17 protein-coding genes, 2 tRNA genes and 2 rRNA genes (1 of these 21 only partly in view) are annotated in these 20,410 nt (G+C 43.9%); 18 read left to right on the forward strand and 3 right to left on the reverse strand.

Features of this window, described 5'->3' with window-relative positions:
* The 8 genes from P8596_RS01595 to tsaD all read left to right on the forward strand — a co-directional run.
* Window positions 1-2,274 (forward strand): 23S ribosomal RNA (locus tag P8596_RS01595) (it extends 662 nt beyond the left edge of the window).
* A 102-nt stretch (window positions 2,275-2,376) separates the two neighbouring features.
* A 5S ribosomal RNA gene (gene rrf / locus P8596_RS01600) occupies window positions 2,377-2,493 on the forward strand.
* A 79-nt stretch (window positions 2,494-2,572) separates the two neighbouring features.
* Window positions 2,573-2,646: transfer RNA gene (locus P8596_RS01605), tRNA-Met, on the forward strand.
* Between the two features lie 90 nt (window positions 2,647-2,736).
* A tRNA-Asp gene (locus tag P8596_RS01610) sits at window positions 2,737-2,813 on the forward strand.
* A 167-nt stretch (window positions 2,814-2,980) separates the two neighbouring features.
* Window positions 2,981-3,436, forward strand: coding sequence for a tRNA (adenosine(37)-N6)-threonylcarbamoyltransferase complex ATPase subunit type 1 TsaE (gene tsaE / locus P8596_RS01615; protein ID WP_229597239.1), 456 nt, complete (start codon window positions 2,981-2,983; stop codon window positions 3,434-3,436).
* Entirely contained in the window at window positions 3,433-4,131 is a 699-nt protein-coding gene (tsaB, locus tag P8596_RS01620) for a tRNA (adenosine(37)-N6)-threonylcarbamoyltransferase complex dimerization subunit type 1 TsaB (protein ID WP_254652800.1), read from the forward strand. Before tsaE ends, tsaB begins: the two co-directional genes overlap by 4 nt.
* A 21-nt stretch (window positions 4,132-4,152) precedes the next feature.
* Window positions 4,153-4,590 (forward strand): ribosomal protein S18-alanine N-acetyltransferase, encoded by a 438-nt coding sequence (gene rimI / locus P8596_RS01625; RefSeq protein WP_224521602.1) that lies wholly within the window; start codon window positions 4,153-4,155, stop codon window positions 4,588-4,590.
* Entirely contained in the window at window positions 4,587-5,603 is a 1,017-nt protein-coding gene (gene tsaD / locus P8596_RS01630; protein ID WP_224521601.1) for a tRNA (adenosine(37)-N6)-threonylcarbamoyltransferase complex transferase subunit TsaD, read from the forward strand. The genes rimI and tsaD overlap by 4 nt, the downstream gene beginning before the upstream one ends.
* A 350-nt stretch (window positions 5,604-5,953) precedes the next feature.
* Here the strand turns inward: tsaD and P8596_RS01635 are convergent, their stop codons facing one another.
* Window positions 5,954-7,894: an ABC-F family ATP-binding cassette domain-containing protein gene (locus tag P8596_RS01635; RefSeq protein WP_279725598.1), complete on the reverse strand. Its 1,941-nt coding sequence runs from the start codon at window positions 7,892-7,894 to the stop codon at window positions 5,954-5,956.
* Window positions 7,895-8,084: 190 nt separating this feature from the next.
* Between P8596_RS01635 and P8596_RS01640 the strand changes: the two genes are divergently transcribed.
* From P8596_RS01640 to tatC, 3 genes are read left to right on the forward strand one after another with little or no spacing between them, the layout of a single operon-like run.
* Window positions 8,085-8,762 carry a redox-sensing transcriptional repressor Rex gene (locus P8596_RS01640; protein WP_034766052.1) on the forward strand — a complete coding sequence of 226 codons (678 nt, stop codon included), beginning with the start codon at window positions 8,085-8,087 and terminating at the stop codon, window positions 8,760-8,762.
* 54 nt (window positions 8,763-8,816) lie between these two features.
* Window positions 8,817-8,987, forward strand: coding sequence for a twin-arginine translocase TatA/TatE family subunit (locus tag P8596_RS01645; RefSeq protein WP_034766054.1), 171 nt, complete (start codon window positions 8,817-8,819; stop codon window positions 8,985-8,987).
* Window positions 8,988-9,002: 15 nt separating this feature from the next.
* Entirely contained in the window at window positions 9,003-9,770 is a 768-nt protein-coding gene (gene tatC / locus P8596_RS01650) for a twin-arginine translocase subunit TatC (RefSeq protein WP_279725599.1), read from the forward strand.
* Between the two features lie 15 nt (window positions 9,771-9,785).
* Here the strand turns inward: tatC and P8596_RS01655 are convergent, their stop codons facing one another.
* On the reverse strand, window positions 9,786-9,995 hold the full coding sequence (locus P8596_RS01655; protein WP_034766057.1) for a YdiK family protein: 210 nt from the start codon (window positions 9,993-9,995) through the stop codon (window positions 9,786-9,788).
* On the reverse strand, window positions 9,992-10,735 hold the full coding sequence (locus P8596_RS01660; RefSeq protein ID WP_034766059.1) for a CPBP family intramembrane glutamic endopeptidase: 744 nt from the start codon (window positions 10,733-10,735) through the stop codon (window positions 9,992-9,994). The genes P8596_RS01655 and P8596_RS01660 overlap by 4 nt, the downstream gene beginning before the upstream one ends.
* 295 nt (window positions 10,736-11,030) lie before the next feature.
* Here P8596_RS01660 and groES point away from each other — a divergent pair, with 295 nt between their 5' ends.
* The 7 genes from groES (at window position 11,031) to P8596_RS01695 (ending at window position 20,352) form a co-directional block, all read left to right on the forward strand.
* Window positions 11,031-11,318 carry a co-chaperone GroES gene (groES, locus tag P8596_RS01665; protein WP_034766060.1) on the forward strand — a complete coding sequence of 96 codons (288 nt, stop codon included), beginning with the start codon at window positions 11,031-11,033 and terminating at the stop codon, window positions 11,316-11,318.
* Window positions 11,319-11,373: 55 nt separating this feature from the next.
* Complete coding sequence (gene groL / locus P8596_RS01670; RefSeq protein WP_034766062.1) at window positions 11,374-13,008, forward strand: chaperonin GroEL; 1,635 nt, start codon at window positions 11,374-11,376, stop codon at window positions 13,006-13,008.
* Between the two features lie 203 nt (window positions 13,009-13,211).
* Window positions 13,212-13,358, forward strand: a complete 147-nt coding sequence (locus P8596_RS01675; RefSeq protein ID WP_279725601.1) for a hypothetical protein — start codon at window positions 13,212-13,214, stop codon at window positions 13,356-13,358.
* Window positions 13,359-13,422: 64 nt separating this feature from the next.
* Complete coding sequence (locus tag P8596_RS01680; RefSeq protein WP_279725602.1) at window positions 13,423-14,610, forward strand: alanyl-tRNA editing protein; 1,188 nt, start codon at window positions 13,423-13,425, stop codon at window positions 14,608-14,610.
* 210 nt (window positions 14,611-14,820) lie between these two features.
* On the forward strand, window positions 14,821-16,221 hold the full coding sequence (locus tag P8596_RS01685; protein WP_279725603.1) for a fibronectin type III domain-containing protein: 1,401 nt from the start codon (window positions 14,821-14,823) through the stop codon (window positions 16,219-16,221).
* Window positions 16,222-16,233: 12 nt separating this feature from the next.
* Window positions 16,234-18,768 (forward strand): right-handed parallel beta-helix repeat-containing protein, encoded by a 2,535-nt coding sequence (locus P8596_RS01690; RefSeq protein WP_279725605.1) that lies wholly within the window; start codon window positions 16,234-16,236, stop codon window positions 18,766-18,768.
* 114 nt (window positions 18,769-18,882) lie between these two features.
* Complete coding sequence (locus P8596_RS01695; protein WP_279725607.1) at window positions 18,883-20,352, forward strand: nicotinate phosphoribosyltransferase; 1,470 nt, start codon at window positions 18,883-18,885, stop codon at window positions 20,350-20,352.
* Window positions 20,353-20,410: the final 58 nt, after the last annotated feature.

The raw sequence follows: 20,410 nt of genomic DNA on the forward strand, positions 1-20,410 counted from the left end.
ACGGAGCCGCAGCGAAAGCGAGTCTGAATAGGGCGAATTGAGTATGTGGTCGTAGACCCGAAACCAGGTGATCTACCCATGTCCAGGATGAAGTTCAGGTAACACTGAATGGAGGTCCGAACCCACGCACGTTGAAAAGTGCGGGGATGAGGTGTGGGTAGCGGAGAAATTCCAATCGAACTTGGAGATAGCTGGTTCTCTCCGAAATAGCTTTAGGGCTAGCCTCATGTGTAAGAGTCTTGGAGGTAGAGCACTGTTTGGACTAGGGGCCCTCATCGGGTTACCGAATTCAGACAAACTCCGAATGCCAAAGACTTATCCATGGGAGTCAGACTGCGAGTGATAAGATCCGTAGTCGAAAGGGAAACAGCCCAGACCACCAGCTAAGGTCCCAAAGTATACGTTAAGTGGAAAAGGATGTGGAGTTGCTTAGACAACCAGGATGTTGGCTTAGAAGCAGCCACCATTTAAAGAGTGCGTAATAGCTCACTGGTCGAGTGACTCTGCGCCGAAAATGTACCGGGGCTAAACGTATCACCGAAGCTGTGGATTGACACCTCTAGGTGTCAGTGGTAGGAGAGCGTTCTAAGGACTGCGAAGCTAGACCGTAAGGACTGGTGGAGTGCTTAGAAGTGAGAATGCCGGTATGAGTAGCGAAAGATGGGTGAGAATCCCATCCACCGAATGCCTAAGGTTTCCTGAGGAAGGCTCGTCCGCTCAGGGTTAGTCGGGACCTAAGTCGAGGCCGATAGGCGTAGACGATGGACAACAGGTTGATATTCCTGTACCACCTCTTTTCCGTTTGAGCAATGGGGGGACGCAGGAGGATAGGGTAAGCGCACTGCTGGATATGTGCGTCTAAGCAGTTAGGCTGATGATGAGGCAAATCCCATCATCGTGAAGGCTGAGCTGTGATAGCGAGCGAATTATAGTAGCGAAGTTCCTGATTCCACACTGCCAAGAAAAGCCTCTAGCGAGGAAAAAGGTGCCCGTACCGCAAACCGACACAGGTAGGCGAGGAGAGAATCCTAAGGTGAGCGAGAGAACTCTCGTTAAGGAACTCGGCAAAATGACCCCGTAACTTCGGGAGAAGGGGTGCTCTGGTAGGGTGCAAGCCCGAGAGAGCCGCAGTGAATAGGCCCAGGCGACTGTTTAGCAAAAACACAGGTCTCTGCGAAGCCGTAAGGCGAAGTATAGGGGCTGACGCCTGCCCGGTGCTGGAAGGTTAAGAGGAGTGCTTAGCGCAAGCGAAGGTGCGAATCGAAGCCCCAGTAAACGGCGGCCGTAACTATAACGGTCCTAAGGTAGCGAAATTCCTTGTCGGGTAAGTTCCGACCCGCACGAAAGGCGTAACGATCTGGGCACTGTCTCAACGAGAGACTCGGTGAAATTATAGTACCTGTGAAGATGCAGGTTACCCGCGACAGGACGGAAAGACCCCGTGGAGCTTTACTGTAGCCTGATATTGAATTTTGGTACAGCTTGTACAGGATAGGTAGGAGCCTTGGAAACCGGAGCGCCAGCTTCGGTGGAGGCATCGGTGGGATACTACCCTGGCTGTATTGAAATTCTAACCCGCGCCCCTTATCGGGGTGGGAGACAGTGTCAGGTGGGCAGTTTGACTGGGGCGGTCGCCTCCTAAAGAGTAACGGAGGCGCCCAAAGGTTCCCTCAGAATGGTTGGAAATCATTCGCAGAGTGTAAAGGCACAAGGGAGCTTGACTGCGAGACCTACAAGTCGAGCAGGGACGAAAGTCGGGCTTAGTGATCCGGTGGTTCCGCATGGAAGGGCCATCGCTCAACGGATAAAAGCTACCCCGGGGATAACAGGCTTATCTCCCCCAAGAGTCCACATCGACGGGGAGGTTTGGCACCTCGATGTCGGCTCATCGCATCCTGGGGCTGTAGTCGGTCCCAAGGGTTGGGCTGTTCGCCCATTAAAGCGGTACGCGAGCTGGGTTCAGAACGTCGTGAGACAGTTCGGTCCCTATCCGTCGTGGGCGCAGGAAATTTGAGAGGAGCTGTCCTTAGTACGAGAGGACCGGGATGGACGCACCGCTGGTGTACCAGTTGTCTTGCCAAAGGCATCGCTGGGTAGCTATGTGCGGAAGGGATAAGTGCTGAAAGCATCTAAGCATGAAGCCCCCCTCGAGATGAGATTTCCCATCACGTAAGTGAGTAAGATCCCTAGAAGATGACTAGGTAGATAGGTCAGAGATGGAAGCATGGCGACATGTGGAGTTGACTGATACTAATCGATCGAGGACTTAACCACAAAGAGTCATATTTATATGAACAACAATTGGTCGATATTCGGCTTTCTTGACATCAATCCTTTATCTAGTTTTGAAGGAACAATCCTTCAATTGAATATTCGTCTGGTGATAATGGCGAAGAGGTCACACCCGTTCCCATGCCGAACACGGAAGTTAAGCTCTTCAGCGCCGATGGTAGTTGGGGGATCTCCCCCTGTGAGAGTAGGACGTCGCCAGGCGAAACAATTCTTTTTTGTACAATCACTTTATTTGTGAAGGTGCATATAGTAGTATAGAAGATAGTAACATTTTTATCGTCGCGGGGTGGAGCAGTTCGGTAGCTCGTCGGGCTCATAACCCGAAGGTCGCAGGTTCAAATCCTGTCCCCGCAATACCATTTTTGACTTGTTTTATCAAAGGTTATCGCTAATCTTTCATGAGTCACGCATGGATAGTTATTTTCACTATCGTGAAAAAACTTTGGTCCGGTAGTTCAGTTGGTTAGAATGCCTGCCTGTCACGCAGGAGGTCGCGGGTTCGAGTCCCGTCCGGACCGCCATTTTTGTTCATTCAAACGAAACGTTGTTTCGTTTTTTTTATTGTCTTTTTTCAGAACCTTTACTCTCATACCCCAAAAAGGGTAAACTACATATATACATTCTCCCTTAGGGTAACAAACGATCCTAAGGTTTTTTTATACTCTAAATGATGATTGAGGAGATTAACATGAATCAGTTTGAGATTATGACAAACAGTCCGGAGGAAACAGGCCAATTTGCAGAAAAGCTTGCAGGACTATTAAAGCCTGGTGCTGTGTTGACGCTGGAAGGTGATCTTGGGGCAGGGAAGACAACGTTTACGAAAGGACTTGCCAAGGGTCTTGGTGTCACTAAAACCGTGAACAGTCCCACTTTTACCATTATTAAAGAATATAAGGGGCGCCTGCCTCTTTATCATATGGATGTATACAGGCTGGACGATTCCTTTGAAGATTTGGGATTTGATGAATATTTTGAAGGAGAAGGTGTGACCGTCATAGAGTGGGCTCACTTAATAAAGGATCAGCTTCCAAAAGAATTATTAAGCTTGTCGATTTACCGGGAAGGCGACTCCAAGAGAAGGATTGTGTTGAAGCCGCATGGAAATCGTTATAGTGAATTGTGTAAGGAGATTGTGTCATGACGATATTATCAATAGATACCTCCAATTATCCGTTTGGGGTTGCCTTGATTGAAGAGGATAAAGTAATTGGGGAGTACATCACGTATATGAAAAAGAACCACTCTGTGAGAGCCATGCCGGCTGTCGAACGGTTGTTAAAAGACTGTGGGGTAGAGGCAAAGGAATTAACGAAGATTGTTGTGGCGAATGGACCCGGTTCCTATACGGGTGTAAGAATCGGGGTCACATTGGCCAAGACCCTGGCATGGTCATTGAATATCCCTCTTGTCCCTGTATCGAGCCTGGCTACTTTGGCTTCATCCGGACGATATTTTCAAGGGTTTATCGTTCCGTTGTTTGATGCCAGAAGAGGACAGGTATACACAGGACTCTATGAGTTTCAGGGAGATCGATTAGTTTGCGTGGAAGAAGATCGCAACATGATGCTTGACGAATGGGCGACAAAGTTAAAAGAATTAGATAAAGAGTTGTTATTTGTCGGGAATGATGTCTCCATCCATAAGGGCATGATTAAGGAAGTACTTGGAGATCAAGCAAGAATCGCACCATTTGTCAGTCATAATCCCCGCCCTTCTGAACTGGCTTATATTGGACTGGGTTTAAAAGAAATGACGGCACATGAAGTGCTTCCCAACTATATACGGATGGCGGAAGCAGAAGTGAAGTGGCTGGAGGCCCAAAATAAATCTGAATAGATGATAAAGGATCGTTACAATATGGATATACGATTTATGACAGTCGATGATTTAAACGAGGTAATGGAAATTGAAAATCAATCTTTTAGCATTCCCTGGAGCCGGGACGCTTTCTTGAATGAAATTGAGCATAACCACCTGTCCACCTACCTCGTTGCAGAAGATGGAGAGAAGCTTGCGGGTTACTGCGGCGTGTGGCTGGTCGTGGATGAGGCCCATATCACAAATGTAGCCGTGCTCCCTGATTACCGGGGACGTGGTTTGGGGGAAGGTCTTATGCGCAAGATCATGGATATAGCGGTTGAATTTGGCGCTCGCGTAATGACACTCGAAGTCAGGGTTTCAAACATGCCTGCGCAGCACTTATATCGTAAGCTCGGTTTCAAAGACGGTGGGATTCGTAAGAGGTACTACTCGGACAATCAAGAGGATGCTTTAGTAATGTGGGTGAATTTATGAAAAAAGATATAGTAGTATTGGGAATTGAAACAAGCTGTGATGAGACAGCTGTGGCGATTATACGTAATGGAACAGAGATTGTGACGAATATTGTTTCGTCTCAAATTGAAAGTCATAAGCGATTCGGTGGAGTGGTACCTGAGATTGCATCGCGTCATCATGTGGAGCAGGTTACGTATGTACTGGAGGAAGCGCTAGATCAAGCCGGGATGACGATGGAGGATATAGATTGTGTCGCTGTGACGGAAGGACCTGGTTTGGTAGGCGCACTATTAATCGGTGTCAACGCGGCCAAGGCTCTCGCTTTTGCCCACGATAAACCGTTGGTGGGGGTCCATCACATTGCAGGGCATATCTATGCCAATCGCTTAGTGAAAGAGATGAGGTTTCCTCTTCTTTCCCTGGTTGTTTCCGGAGGACATACGGAGCTTGTACTCATGAAAGATCACGGGTCCTTTGAGGTCATCGGAGAAACACGCGATGATGCTGCCGGAGAAGCGTACGACAAGGTAGCGCGGACATTGGGCCTTCCATATCCAGGTGGTCCTCATATTGACAGGCTGGCACATGTTGGGGAAGCAAGTCTTGAGCTGCCACGGGCATGGCTGGAAGAAGGATCTTATGATTTCAGCTTCAGTGGTTTGAAGTCATCGGTTATCAACACGCTTCACAATGCCAAACAAAAGGGCATGACCATTCATCCACAGGATTTGGCCGCGAGCTTTCAAGCAAGTGTCATTGATGTGTTAGTAACGAAAACGGTTAAGGCTGTGAAGGAGTATGAAGTGGAGCAAGTATTACTTGCTGGCGGAGTTGCGGCCAATAAAGGCTTGCGTGCTGCCCTTCAAGAAGCATTTGAGGGAATGGAAGCGGAATTGGTCATTCCTCCCCTATCTCTTTGTACAGATAATGCTGCTATGATTGCAGCCGCAGGAACAGTGTTATTCCAACAAGGAAAAAGGGGAAGCATGGATATGAATGCTCATCCAGGACTTGATATCGAGAATTTCTAAAAGGGAAAGCTTGAACGAAACATCGTTCAAGCTTTTTTTTATTGTTTGTTGATATCCTGTGAGTAATGCACAGAATTAGTCAGGGGGGAAGGATTTTAAAGGAACGAACATACGTTTTATCAACAGGTTGTGGACAAATTGTTAGTAACTACTTATTTAGTGTGTATACATTGTGAAAAACATGAGTAATCCAGAACCTAAATAATGGTAAATGCTGTGGATAACTCAGGCTGTTTTTGTGGATATTGTGGAAAACTCTTTTGAGTAACGTTTTATAAGTGTTGTAACTGTGGATAATAATGTGGAATAAGAAAGGATTGGGGAGTGATCGTTATCCCCAATCCTGTGGACTACTGTTCTTCTTGAAGGAGTTCTTCCAGTTCTGTCCATTCTTCCAATAAAGAATCAAGCTCTTCTTTCGCTTTTGTTAGTGATTCATTAATCTCCTGTACTTTCTCGTGATCTTGAAAGATGTCAGGATCGCAGAGGAGATCTTCTTTTTCCTGTATGTTTATTTCAAGTACTTCCATGAGGCCTTCGATTTCTTCGACTCTGCGCTTTCGTTGACGTTCGAGCTTTTTCGCTTCTTTATCAATCTTGTGAGATCGTTTTTGAGTGGGCTCTTGTAATTGTTCACCCTGTTCCGTGCGTTCAAGTGCCGCCAATTCTTCCTGCTGCTGTAATTTTTCTACATAGTAATCGTAATCGCCAAGATACTCCGTCGAGCCTTTTTTGGATAATTCAACGACCTTTGTGGCAATTCGGTTGATGAAATACCGGTCGTGTGACACAAAGAGGATGGTTCCGGGATAATCAATCAGGGCATTTTCCAACACTTCTTTGCTATCCAGATCAAGATGGTTAGTCGGCTCATCCAGAATCAGGACGTTTCCTTTTTCCATCATCAGCTTGGAGAGGGCTAACCGTGCTTTTTCTCCACCGCTTAGGGTAGAAACGGGCTTTAGGACATCTTCCCCTGAAAAGAGGAAGTTACCGAGGACCGTCCGGATTTCTTTCTCCATCTTCATCGGATATTCGTCCCACAGTTCATTTAATACGGTCTTGTTCGATGATAGTTCGGCTTGCTCCTGGTCATAGTAACTGATGGAAACATTGGATCCGAATTTAAATGTGCCGTCCAGTGGCTGAAGTTTATTCACCAATGTTTTTAAAAGCGTCGATTTCCCGATTCCGTTCGGTCCAACCAGGGCGATACTGTCCCCTTTTTTGACAGAGAAATCGATATGGGAGGAAATCGTCTCGTTTTTCCCGTAGCCAATGGTAAGGTCCTGGACGTGCAGGACGTCATTCCCGCTTGACCGGTCAATTTGAAACGTGAAGCTGGCAGACTTCTCATCGCCGAGTGGTCGATCCATCCGATCCATGCGCTCCAGCTTCTTTCGCCGGCTCTGTGCCATTTTCGTGGTAGACGCCCTTGCGATATTCCGTTGGATGAAGTCTTCGAGCTTTGCGACTTCCTGCTGTTGACGCTCGAACATTTTGAGATCTTTCTCAAAGTCTTCTGCTTTTTGTTCAAGATATCTGCTGTAGTTCCCTGGGTATTTCTTACTTCTGTTCCGGGAAATTTCATACACTTGATTGACGACACTGTCTAAAAAGTAGCGATCATGGGAAACGATCAGGACTGCTCCTTCATAGCTTTGAAGATACGTTTCAAGCCATGATAAAGTTTCAATATCCAAGTGGTTGGTCGGCTCATCCAGGATAAGGATGTCAGGCTTGGTCAGAAGAAGCTTACCAAGGGCAAGACGGGTTTTCTGACCACCACTCAGTGTGGATATCTTGGTTTCGTAATCAAAATCGGCAAAGTTCAATCCGTGAAGGACGGAACGGATATCCGCTTCATACTGATAGCCGCCGGAGTCCTTGAAGAGAACCTGGAGTTGATCGTATTCCTTCAATACCCGTTGATAGACCTCCTCTTGTTCATATACCGAGGGATCGGCCATTTGCTGCTCCAATAATCGCAATTTTTTTTCCTGCTGTTTCAATTCCTCAAAGACAGTCAGCATCTCAGACCAGATGGAAAGATCCGATTCGAGACCCGTATTTTGGGCAAGATACCCCATGGAGACGCCTTTTGGCTTTGTGATCTCCCCGGAATCGTAGGAAAGGTGTCCTGCTATTATTTTTAGAAGAGTCGACTTCCCCGCACCATTACGGCCGACAAGGGCAACACGATCTCTAGTCTGTATTTCAAGTTTAATATTTGATAGGATATTATCTGCACCGAAGTTTTTTGTTAATTGATTCACTTGTAAAAGAATCATGACGTTTCACCTCTATTTCATAGTGCTAGTGTACCGTATTTGAGAGGGGAACGGCAATAAAACACCTATTAATCTTCGTACACTTAGGATAAAATATAGTGTATGATGGGTAGGAGAGTTTATTAAATCTGTATGCTTTCTATTTTGGAAGCGGTATCAGAGGTTTTGAATAGATGTGGGGGAATACAATATGAACCAGGATACAACGAAAATTCCACAGGCAACGGCCAAGCGCCTTCCGCTATATTATCGATTTATCAAGAATCTGTACTCATCAGGTAAGCAGAGGGTTTCATCGAAGGAATTAAGTGAAGCGGTGAAAGTTGATTCTGCTACGATCCGCAGGGACTTTTCTTATTTTGGTGCATTGGGTAAAAAGGGATACGGCTATAATGTCAATTATCTGTTATCCTTCTTCCGTAAGACACTGGATCAGGATGCCCTTACGAAGGTTGTGCTGATCGGGGTGGGGAATCTCGGTACGGCGTTTCTTCATTATAATTTCATCAAGAATAATAATACGAAGATCGAAATGGCTTTTGAGGTGGATGAAAAGAAGGTCGGGACTCAAATCAGCGACGTACCCGTTTTTCATTTAGATGATTTAGAAGAGAAGCTTGTGGGGCATGATATTGAAGTAGCGATTCTGACGGTGCCGGCATCTTCTGCTCAGAATATCACAGACCGATTGGTTTCTTCGAATATAAAGGGGATACTGAATTTCACCCCTGCGAGATTGACGGTGCCCGACCATATCCGCGTCCATCATATCGACTTGGCGGTGGAGCTTCAGTCACTCGTATACTTCTTGAAGCATTACTCGGAGGATGACACGGAAATGTCACAAGATGGAATCATAACAGAATAGAAAATTCTTCATATTTGCGTTATGATAGAATGGTAAAAGAGGAGGTGTCTCATTATGCCAGGTCCAGGTAGCCTCGTATTAATAGCAGTCGTTGCTTTACTTATTTTTGGTCCTAAGAAACTTCCGGAATTAGGAAAAGCGGCAGGAAATACATTGCGTGAATTTAAAAATGCAACAAAAGGCTTAGCAGATGATGAAGACGAAAAAAATAATAGTGCTAAGTAGAGTAGGATGAACGCCATGAGTCAAAGAGACATGACAGTTTATGAACATATAGGAGAATTGCAAAAACGACTCATGTTTGTAGTCGTTTTCTTCTTGTTAGCAGTTGTTGTAAGCTTCTTTCTTGCAGAACCGCTGATCAGGTACTTACAGCATGCCGATGAAGCGAAAGAATTAACCATGAACGCCTTTCGTATCACAGATCCTCTCAAGATCTATATGGAAATGATCATGTTCATTGCTTTGATCATGACATCCCCTATCATTCTCTTTCAAGTCTGGTCTTTTGTGAGCCCTGGTTTATATGAAAGAGAGAGAAAAGTGACGCTGAGTTACATTCCAGTTTCCCTTCTCCTTTTCTTAGGTGGATTGTCATTTTCTTATTTTATTTTGTTTCCATATATCGTGAAATTCATGATGGGTTTATCAACGAACCTAAATATAGAACAAGTGATAGGGATAAACGAATACTTTCATTTCTTATTCCAGATCACGATTCCTTTCGGTTTTCTTTTTCAGTTACCCGTAGCCATGCTTTTTCTTACACGGTTAGGAATCATCACGCCGATGATGATGGGGAAGATGAGGAAAGCTGCCTACTTTATCTTATTGGTCATCGCGGCCCTTATCACGCCTCCCGACATTGTGTCCCATCTAATGGTGACGGTACCGCTCTTCATACTATATGAAGTCAGCATCTGGATCTCCAAGATCGGATACAAAAAAGTATTGGAGGCGGAGCAGAAGCTTGAAATGGAACAGTTTGAAGACAAAAATAAGGATTGATCATTTGATCAATCCTTATTTTTTGTGCTTTATTTGTTTTTTGATTTTGAAATGCAGCATGACCATCCGTAACCCGGAACCGAAGTCCAGGGTTGCAAGAAAGATCAGCATATACGTGAAAAATCCCCAACCTTCATCATTCTGTACGTTTTGTACAGCAAAGTATGTGAAGAGCACACCGAGAAGGAGATAGATCACTCCCGAGAATAATGGTGATCTCCTCATAGAAATAATCCTCCAATAAATCCTTGTATTTTTTCAGCTTCATTCATCATTTTTTCGATATCGTCCTTATAGATAGATTGCATTAGAACGACCGTTGTATTCATGGCCACGTGAGCAAATATTGGCACAAGGATCCGCTTCGTTTTTACATAAAGAAAGGCAAAGGTGAATCCCATTGCTGAATACAGGATCACATGCTCAGGCTCGAAATGGGCAAGAGCGAAAATGACCGAGCTGATTAGAGCGGCAAAGAAGAAATGCATCTTCTCGTAAAGCACGCCGAAAATGATCTTCCTGAATACGATCTCTTCCAGAATGGGTCCGATGATGGCCGCGACCAGCATGGATAACGGCACTTTTTCAATGATGCCGATGATCATCTGAGTATTTTCAGACCCCATCTGAATTCCTAATGCATATTCGACTTGTATCGCAACCGATTGAGCGATGAATGCCATGAAGATTCCGAGTACCGCCCAAACAATCGAACGGCCGGCGCCCATGGGAGCACTCCGTTCGAGACGGGTGCTTGTTTCGCTTTTCCTGAGAATGCCTCCCACAATGAGAAGGGTCAGCGTAAAGCTGATGACAAGCCAATATCCAGGGACAAGGCTTCGTACCGTCTCATCGGGTTTACCGAGGACGTCGACACCGATTTTATATAAAAGGGGTACCCCGACAATGCTTGAAAGCTGCATGACGATATAGGCTATTAAAATAAATCCGAAATGTTTTTTCAACGTTTGATCTCCTTTTGTACCTGTAAGATAACGATCAGCTTGAACTTACTCCTGTACAATTCTACTAAGAAAAGCGGAACTGTTCAAATCTAAGGGTTTCTTTCAGCCTGGAATATATGGGGAAAGGAGGGCATAGGATAGGAGGGTGTGAAAAAAAGAGAAAAATGACGAAAAAAATTTTAGGCAGGACTCTTGCAAAATGAAAACGAATTAATTAATATAATAGTTGTGTTAGCACTCACAGTGAGCGAGTGCTAATAAAAAACATTTACATAATTCAAGGAGGTTGTTTCACTTGTTAAAACCACTAGGTGATCGCGTCGTTATCGAGCTAGTTGAGTCAGAAGAAAAAACAGCAAGCGGTATTGTGCTACCGGATTCCGCAAAGGAAAAGCCACAAGAAGGTAAAGTGATGGCTGTAGGTACTGGTCGCATTCTTGACAACGGTGAGCGCGTTGCTCTTGAGGTAGCTGTCGGCGATCGAATCATTTTCTCTAAATACGCTGGTACAGAAGTGAAATACCAAGGCACAGAATACCTGATCCTTCGCGATAGCGATATTCTGGCTGTAGTTGGCGAATAATTTAAATTCCGTAATAGTAAACCATACATTATTTAAATAAGAGGAGGACTTTATAATGGCTAAAGATATTAAATTCAGCGAAGAAGCACGCCGTTCCATGCTTCGCGGTGTCGATCAATTAGCAAATGCAGTAAAAGTAACTCTTGGACCAAAAGGACGTAACGTGGTACTTGAGAAGAAATTCGGTTCACCACTTATCACAAATGACGGTGTAACCATTGCGAAAGAAATCGAACTGGAAGATGCATTCGAAAACATGGGTGCAAAACTGGTTGCTGAAGTAGCAAGCAAAACAAACGAAATCGCCGGTGACGGTACAACGACTGCAACGGTCCTTGCTCAAGCAATGATCCGTGAAGGTCTTAAAAACGTAACAGCTGGTGCTAACCCTGTTGGCGTTCGCAAAGGAATCGAAAAAGCGGTTCAAGCGGCTATCGAAGAATTAAAAGTGATTTCTAAGCCGATCGAAGGCAAAGATTCCATCGCTCAAGTTGCGGCTATCTCTGCAGCTGACGAAGAAGTCGGTCAACTGATCGCAGAAGCAATGGAGCGCGTTGGAAACGACGGCGTTATCACAATTGAAGAATCTAAAGGGTTCACTACTGAACTTGACGTAGTAGAAGGAATGCAGTTCGACCGCGGATATGCATCTCCATACATGGTCACTGATTCAGATAAAATGGAAGCTGTCTTAGAAAATCCATACATCCTGATCACTGACAAGAAAATCGGAAACATCCAGGAAGTACTTCCTGTTCTTGAGCAAGTTGTACAACAAGGTAAGCCACTATTAATGGTAGCAGAAGATGTTGAAGGTGAAGCTCTTGCAACACTTGTTGTGAACAAACTTCGCGGAACATTCAACGCTGTAGCTGTTAAAGCTCCTGGCTTCGGTGACCGTCGTAAAGCGATGCTTGAAGACTTAGCGGTTCTAACTGGTGGAGAAGTAATCACAGAAGATTTAGGCTTAGACCTTAAATCTGCAAACATCACTCAACTTGGCCGCGCGGCGAAAGTAGTCGTAACGAAAGAAAACACGACTGTCGTAGAAGGCTCTGGAGACCCAGAAAAAATCGCAGCTCGCGTAAACCAAATCCGTGCTCAATTAGAAGAGTCCACTTCTGAGTTCGATAAAGAAAAATTACAAGAGCGCCTTGCTAAGCTTGCAGGTGGAGTAGCAGTAGTCAAAGTTGGAGCTGCAACTGAAACTGAGCTTAAAGAACGTAAACTACGCATCGAAGACGCCCTGAACTCTACTCGTGCAGCAGTAGAAGAAGGTATCGTATCCGGTGGTGGTACAGCACTCGTGAACGTATACAATAAAGTAGCATCAATCGAAGCGGATGCAGATGTAGCAACTGGTATCAACATCGTGCTGCGTGCTCTTGAAGAGCCGATCCGTCAAATCGCTCACAACGCTGGATTAGAAGGTTCTATCATCGTAGAACGTCTGAAGAAGGAAGAAGTAGGTGTCGGATTCAACGCAGCTACTGGTGAGTGGGTCAACATGATCGAAAAAGGTATCGTAGATCCAACCAAAGTAACTCGTTCTGCGCTTCAAAACGCAGCGTCTGTAGCAGCAATGTTCCTGACTACTGAAGCAGTAGTAGCGGACATTCCTGAAGAAGGCGGTGGCATGCCGGATATGTCCGGTATGGGCGGCATGGGTGGAATGGGCGGCATGATGTAATTCATCATCGCCATTCCTGGAGCTATCCAGATAATAGTGGTCATTCCTTATGGAATGGCCACTTTTTTGGGTTGGGAGAGAGTTGAAAAGTTTAAAACATCACCATATAGGTAAAAAGTACGATAAAACACATCCATACTAAAACGATTTACGTATACTCCGTGTGACTTCTACTTTTCAACTAAACAAAAGCAGGTGATAACGTGAACTATTCAACGATGAAACTCAGGACATTGGTAGAACGAATCATTGAAGGAGACGAAATGGCAAAGGAAGAATTCGAAAGACGATGGGAAATACCTTGGGAGCAGGTCGGGACGGTGCCAATCGAGAAGAAGCCAAGAGACTGACATGGTTCCATCCATCCTTCTTATGATAAAGTATGGATAGAACAGTTCAGAAAGAGGGTTACCGATGACAGTCAAACAATACTATCAAGATGCCTATATGAGAGAATTTAACACGTCCATTCAGGAGCAGGAGCAGGATGAGTCAGGCTGGTACGTTGTATTAGAAGAGACGGCTTTCTACCCGACAGGCGGCGGCCAGCCCTATGATACAGGAACGCTAAAGGATAAGAGAATTATCAATGTTGAAGAGGTGAACGGAGAGATCCGTCATTACATAGAAGAACCGTTTGAGGATATTTCAGAAGTTGTCGAAGGACAGATCGATTGGCAACGCCGATTCGATCATATGCAGCAGCACGCCGGTCAGCATATCCTGTCTGCCGCATTTGCAGAAGCACTCCAATATGAGACGATCAGCTTTCATCTCGGAAAAGAGTCCCTCACCATCGACTTAAACGTCAGTGACATCAGCAACTCAGATGCTTCGAAAGCAGAGGAGCTAGCCAACCGGATCATAAGGGAAGCACGTCCGATCGAGACGAAGAGGGTGACAGAAGCGGAACTGTCCGATTATCCCTTGCGTAAACACCCATCCGTCACAGGCGAGATCCGTCTCGTCATCATCCCGGAATTCGACTACAACGGGTGCGGTGGGACGCATCCCCGTTCCACGAGCGAAGTCGGAGCCATCAAGATCCTTGATTGGGAAAAGCACAAAGGTCATATCCGATTGCAATTTGTGTGCGGTGACCGGGTGCTCCATCAACTGCATCGTAAACATGGACTCCTGAAAGAACTCACAAGTGTCCTGCAATCCCCGGAAGAAAACATGGTATCGACTGCCGAGCAACTGATTTCCAAACAGAAAGAACAGGAAAAAGCACTCGAAGGATTGAAAGAGGTTCTGCTGACATATGAAGCAGAAGGGTTAATTGGAGTCCAAAAAGATGACTATACTCTTATCCAAAAAGCTTATAATGACAGGCCGATCCAGGAACTTCAGAAGATTGCACAGTACATCATTTCTAAGAGAGAAGATGCGATTGTGATGCTGGTCGTGCATAATGATCAAAAGCTTCAGCTTGTAGCGGCTAAGGGGTCGCTCCCGACGATTAACTTAAGAGAAGTCGCACAAAAAGTATTCCCACTCATCAATGGTAAAGGCGGCGGGAAAGAGTCGTTTGTTCAAGGTGGGGGAGAGGCTGTTATGAGTAAGGAAGAATTGCTTGAAGCTTTGATAAGACAACTATAAAGAATGTGATAGAGCCACCTCGCACGACCGGGTGGCTCTATTTAATATTCAATAATTTTTCTTAGGGACATAAGAATGGATTTTTCCACTTTCTAATCACAACTTTACGGCATGTGCATAAAATAAAGCATGTCCAACTATTACTTTATTACTATTTTCAGGGTAATTGAGTAATGTAAACTTACGAAATATACCAAGGAGGCTGTGTAGATGGCAGTCAACGAATCGAATAATAATGGCAAGATTATCATTAATGGCACGGAAATTATTGTTTATGATGACAATGGAATTCAAGCGGAAGTTGATCAACTCGAAACCAGGTTGAATCAACTAGATCAAGAAAAGCATATTCATTCAAATAAATCCATCTTAGATAAAATTGAACAAACGGGTTCTGAGTCTTCCATAGACTTAAGTGAAATCTCAACCCATGAAACGGCTATTAATGATTTAACCACCTCAAGTCATTCCCATCCTAACAAACCCACTCTTGATCGATTAGGGATTTCCTCGTCCAACAAACTTACCATTGACGGTGAAGAACAAGTTAGTACTGAATATACCCATCCTGAATCACATCCGGCAAGTATGATAACGGAAGATGAAGATCATCGATTTGTGACGGATGATGAGAAGGGTAATTGGGATTCTAAAGCGGATGATGCTCATAATCATAGCCTGTCTGATCTACTGGATATCGAACTGACCCCTAATCAATTAACGGATGGGGATATTTTGGTTTATTCCCAGGGTAAGTGGCAAGCCGGTAAACAAAATGTTGGTGGAGGTTCTTTGAGATTAGAAGACTATTCTGTAGACGAGCTTATTCGTTACGTCATTCCACTGGATGTCATTGAACTTCAAGCGATTAATAGTACGAAAAATTCTATAACACTCACTTGGAAACCTAACTTCAGGACGAAAGATTCTTTAGAATATCTAGTATTTGTAGGGGATACTTTGGTAGGTACTACAACAGAAACATCATTCGAGATTACACAACTAATGAGTTCCACTGTATATTCATTCAGAGTCGTTACGAGAAATGAAAATAATCATGAATCGAATGGTAGGTCGGTTGTCTCTAAAACTCAAGGTGATGTAGTTTTATCTCTTAGAGGAGGAAGCGATTATGTAGAAACTCCTCAAATCACCTTTGACGCTATGGAAATACAATGTGCCCTCAATCCCAAAGTCAATTCCTGGAGTAACTATTTAATAGAGGGGGCAACTTCTGGGGTTCAAATTTATACCCAGCACAATGGTGCCAGCTATCGCCGCTCCGGGTGCGATTTATATGTAAATGGGAGGTTTGAAGCGAGTACAAGTTATGCAGTGATCCCTTCAGGACAATTCGTAACCGTGCGGATTGAGGGTGTGAATGAGAGCGGAATTACCGATCGTTTTAACTTATTCGCAAGTAAGAATAACACGACAACTATGCAGGGGTTATTATATCGAGTGAAACTGTATGCCAGAAACGGGCGGGGAGAATTAATCCTTAAATCTGATTTTGACTTTACCAATGAATCCACCAACCATTATGTGACGGATATACTAAATAATTCTCCTGCTCTAATTATTCATGGAAGTTCTTTTATTGAGAATTAAATAGGGGTGATAATGTTGGATGGTAGAATAAAAAAATTGATAGATGAAGAAGGGACACTCGCTTTTCCTATAACGGTAGCAGATTCAGTATTCATTAATAAAGATCAGAATCTTGCGGAGAAGTTGTTCTCAGAAAGATATGGGCATGGAACGTATGTAATCGATTTAGAGCATTGGGGGATTCAAAAAGGTTTGCCACAGAAACCATATTCTGAAGAAGATTATCATAAAGCTTATAACAATATTAAAGGCATTAACCGGGCATTAAAATATGCACATGGTAAAGAATATACACTTGTTATGTTACCGAGGGGTGAGTATTCAATTTGTTACCCTTTATCGATTACCTTGGTGGATAATATTACGTTTAATCTAAATGGTTCAACCTTAAAAGTGATGTATGACTCTGACAATAAATCTCCATATGATGAGCGAACTTCTGGAGCTATTCATTTGTTTGCAGGAGTATCCTTTACATTTCACCAGGTAAAGAATGCACATTTAACCAACGGGAAAATAATAGGCGATATGTATGAACGCAGTTTTAACGATCCGAGTGAGAAATATGTAGAACACACATATGGAGTATCCTTTACGTATGGAGCTTCTTATTGTTCTTTGAGTCACTGCGAAATAAGCGGGTATGCGGGGGACAACGTCAATTTCACTTCAGTTGGATGGATTCGAGGAAGTATACCGGGTACTCCGGTTCTTGGGGACATGGATGGGAATGGAGTAGTCACTCCATCAGATAATAGTATCATTACGGATTATGTTACGATACCTGCTGGCGAATATAGTGTGATTTCTCTATCAGGACAGGGTTATTCCAGGCAAACCAGCTTAAACAATAAAGAATTCAATGTAGCTTTTTATACAGAGGATAATACTTTTATAGGCAGAACCACCAATATGCGTGTGCTGTTCCCCATCTCGATCCCTAAAAGAGCAAAGAAAATCAAATTCATCTTTAGAAATGAATCCGATCCAAGCAGGAACCTGAACATATTTACAAACTTTGGAGGGATGCCTGCACATAATGTGGTGGAATTCAATGAAATTTATGATGGTCACCGCGGCGGAATCACAATGGGGGGTTCCTATTGCATTATTAAAAATAATCGTATTCGTGATAATGGGAAGTTCAATACGAATTTTTTAGATGGTGCTCCGCAATTTCCTGATTCAACAAAGTATGCGATTAACCAGGAAGATTCATATGGTGATAACAGTATCATTAGAGATAACTTAATCACTGGAGGATTTCATGGGATATTGACCAGGGGATACTCGGTGTTTATTGAAAACAATGTCATTACGAATATGGGTGGCTCTGGAATCGTTGTATACGATCAAGAATTTGCCACTATTAGAGGAAATTATATGCGACGGGCAGGTTTATATTTATTCGGAGCAGGCGGTCAAAAGAATTCTTTCGTAACTATTTCAAATAATTATATTGAAGGCAGTTTTAATGTGGAAAACTCCAGTTATAACACGATTGTTTCAAATAATTTCTTTAAAAATGGCATAGGTTCTTTGGGGAATGCTGTATATCGGGATAATATAGTGAAATTGGTTGTTGGAGGTGCGATTCTAAAGGCTGCGAATAAAATCAGTGACTGTATCTTTTATTCAGATCCGAGCGATCAATTCCAACCAGAGGTGCATTTTTCCAATGACTTCGTAAACTGTCAATTTAAAAACCTGTTAATCACACTTAACACTGGAGTGCCAAGCAATATCTCGATCCGGGATTGTGAGTTCAACGATTGCAGGTTTCGGACGTATCAGCACTTTCACACTGTGCAATTCAACGACTGTCGTTTTTTTGATTCTCTCGTCCAATCCACTTGTGTCAATAGCGAGAAAAGAAAAAATAATATGGTGTTTAATCAGTGTCATTTTAAATCAACAAAAATGCCTTACTTCTTTCAAGCGATGTCAAACATTTCAGAAGGTGTGAAGGTAGAATTTCATGAGTGCCGGTTTGAAATAAGTAATAGCAGTATTGAATCGTTATTCGATAATAACTATATAACCGATTCAATTATTGCGTCTGTAATTGGGAACACAATTGAATATAAAGGAGACACACCAATCACCATCCCTTATTTTAAAAGTGACAAAGAAGTATGGGAAGCTCATATTGCGAACAATAAAACGTATAATATTATCCTGACACTACCCAATCTGGTTAGATACAAATTATTTGATCCTACTACACATTCGGTTACTTCTCCTTCATCGGGTATTTTTTCAAGAGGCGAGATAATTTATAATGCCATGCCTGAAGCAGGTGGGAATTTAGGATGGATTTGTATTCAATCAGGTCAGGCAAATACGAATGCGTGGAGGCCGAACACACCTTATTCACTAAACGACCTCATCAATTCAAACGGGTTTGTCTATAAATGTACTCTTGCCGGAACTTCTGGACAGTCAGCTCCTACTCACACAAGCGGGAGTGAAATGGATGGTACCGTTCAATGGGAATATATAAAGCCTTTAGCGGTGTTTAAAGAGTTTGGTGTTATTCAAGATTAGAGAACTGACCCAGGTCAGTCCTTTTTTTTTGAAACCAATCATTCGATATCCCACCCAATATTGGTTAAAATAGATAAGACCTACAATTGGCTATAGCTTAAAGGAGAGAAATACATGACGAACTATGCAGATGATAGTTTAGCGTTGCATACAGATTTGTATCAGATAAATATGACGAAGGCGTATTGGGATGATGATTTCCATAATCGAAAGGCTGTTTTTGAAGTGTTCTTTCGAAAGCTGCCTTTTGGCAATGGATATGCGGTATTTGCCGGGCTCGAACGGATCATTGAATATGTGAAAAAGTTTCATTTCTCGGAAAGTGATATCGAGTACTTACGGGAGTTGGGATATGAGGAGGCTTTCCTCGAGTATTTGGCGGAGCTTCGCTTCACCGGGACGATCCGGTCCATGGAGGAAGGGGAGGTTGCGTTCGGGAATGTCCCCCTTGTTCGTGTGGAGGCGCCGCTTGCTCAGGCTCAGTTACTGGAGACGGCGATCTTGAATATCGTGAATTACCAGACGTTGATTGCGACGAAGGCGAACCGGATCAAGCAGGTGGTACAGGATGAGGTTGTGATGGAGTTCGGGACAAGACGTGCCCATGAGCTGGATGCAGCGATTTGGGGAACGCGGGCTGCGTATATCGGCGGATTTGATGCGACGAGTAATGTCCGTGCCGGGAAGTTATTCGGCATGCCGGTTTCCGGAACCCACGCTCATGCCATGGTTCAGGCTTATCGGGATGAATATCAGGCGTTCCATAAGTATGCGGAGAGCCATAAGGATTGTGTGTTCCTAGTCGATACGTATGACACATTGAAATCCGGTGTACCGACGGCAATCAGAGTCGCGAAGGAGCTTGGCGATAAGATTAACTTCAAGGGGATCCGTCTTGATAGCGGGGACATGGCGTATCAATCCAAGATCGCCCGCAAGATGCTGGATGATGCCGGCTTTACGGATACGAAGATCATCGCTTCCAATGACCTGGACGAGTATACGATCCTGAACTTGAAGGCGCAAGGGGCACAGATTGATGTATGGGGTGTCGGGACGAAGCTGATCACAGCGTACGATCAGCCTGCGTTAGGTGCCGTATATAAGCTTGTGTCCATTGAAAATGAGTCAGGTGAAATGGAAGACACGATCAAGATCTCGAGCAACGCGGAGAAAGTTTCGACTCCAGGGATGAAAAGGGTTTACCGCATCGTCAATACGGTTAATCATAAATCAGAGGGTGAATATATTGCCCTGGATCATGAACACCCTGAAAGTCAGGAACGGTTGAAGATGTTCCATCCCGTTCATACGTATATCAGTAAGTTCGTGACGAATTTTGAAGCGAGGGAGCTTCACGTGGATGTATTCAAGGATGGGGAGCTTGTGTATGATACGCCTCCTCTGGAAAACATGAGAAGCTTTGTGAATGAAAACCTTGAGTTGTTATGGGATGAATATAAACGTTCCATGAATCCGGAAGAGTACCCTGTGGATCTAAGTGAAGAGTGTTGGAACAATAAGATGGATCTGATTCACCGCGTAAAAGCCGAAGTGAAAGAAAAACATAGCGGAAATTGGTAAGTTTGCCTGTGATTGGGTAAGATAAAAAGATATAATATGATGTAATAAAACCTAACAT

Origin of the sequence: Rossellomorea sp. DA94 (genome assembly GCF_029834455.1) — a bacterium.
GTDB classification, from domain to species: Bacteria; Bacillota; Bacilli; order Bacillales; family Bacillaceae_B; genus Rossellomorea; species Rossellomorea vietnamensis.